We start from the raw sequence: 1330 nt of genomic DNA, 5'->3' as shown, positions 1-1330 counted from the left end.
TCTGGTCGCGACTAATACATATGATGAAGCAGGGAATGTTGCCACATTACGAACAACAGATCTTTCTCTTGATGGGTATATTTCTCTTGATACGATGCCTTTAGCAAAGATTGATGAAAATAAATTCGAAAGTCACTTCCTTCAGGCGGGAGATTTAGTAATAAGTCGTTCTGGTAGGATAGGAACTACCGCTTTATTCACTGGCTATCATAAACCTGTCCTTCCTGGTGCATTTCTTATACGCTTCCGGCTTGACCTAAGTAAAGCTAGCCCATTATTTTTTCGCTTCTATTTCAATTCAACTGAAGGTCAACAGCGGCTGCTATCGGTTGCTCAAGGAGCCGCTCAGCAAAATATCAATATTACTAATGTCAGAAAACTTAAAGTCCCATTACCACCATTAGTTGCACAGAATAAAATAACAAAATTCTTATCCTGTTACGATAATATGATTGAAACAAATCGCCGTCGTATTTGCTTATTGGAGGAGTCAATACATCTGCTTTATGATGAGTGGTTTGTAAAATTAAGATTTCCTAATGCTAAACTTTGTCCCATCATAGATGGAGTTCCGCTTGGTTGGTCAAGGGGAAAAATTACCGACTTGATAGAGTTCAATCCAAAAACTAGCTATGAAAAAAATGTTCTATATCCATTCGTGCCAATGCAAGCTCTTTCTGAAACCTCAATGGTTATTCATACGGTGGAAGAGCGTATAGTTTCTGGTGGTGCAAAGTTTCAAAATAAAGACACCTTATTTGCACGTATTACACCATGCCTTGAAAATGGTAAAACAGGATTTGTTCAGTTCCTTGACGAAGAAAGACCTGTTGCAAGTGGTTCAACTGAATTCATAGTAATGAGAAGTAAGATTGTTAGTCCGTATTGGGTGTACTGTTTAGCTCGTGATGAAAAGTTCCGGGAGTATGCAATTAGTAGCATGGTTGGTTCAGATGGCCGGCAGAGAGTTAATATCAAGTGCTTTGATACTTATCTGGTGTTGCAGCCTTCCCATAATGTACTCGGAGCATTTAACGCAATTGTTGCGCCAATGTTTGATAAAATTCAAGTGCTTGCAGATATGAATCAACGACTTCATGAGGCATATAATACATTCCTTCCAAAACTAATGTCCGGTGAAATTCAGGTCCAAAAATAATAAGGGATTCATATGGCCAGCGCTTACTCAGAAGACAATAACATTCAAGAACCCGCTGCAAGGATATTTGAGGATGAGCTTGAATGGCGTTCTGTCTTTGCTTTCAATTCCGAGACATTTGGTTCGGATTCATTGCTGGGACGTAAAGATGCTTGATCTGTCCCCGAAATT

Annotated in this window: 1 protein-coding gene; it reads left to right on the top strand. The window is 39.2% G+C overall.

Translation table 11 applies throughout. The annotated features are described in order from the left end of the window. On the top strand, positions 1 to 1159 hold a 1159-nt coding region (locus tag OI69_RS18545), incomplete at its 5' end, for a restriction endonuclease subunit S (protein ID WP_154715587.1). Positions 1160 to 1330 lie beyond the last annotated feature (171 nt).

Source organism: Pectobacterium fontis (assembly GCF_000803215.1).
GTDB classification, from domain to species: Bacteria; Pseudomonadota; Gammaproteobacteria; order Enterobacterales; family Enterobacteriaceae; genus Pectobacterium; species Pectobacterium fontis.
This window is presented reverse-complemented; position numbering and strand designations above follow the sequence as displayed.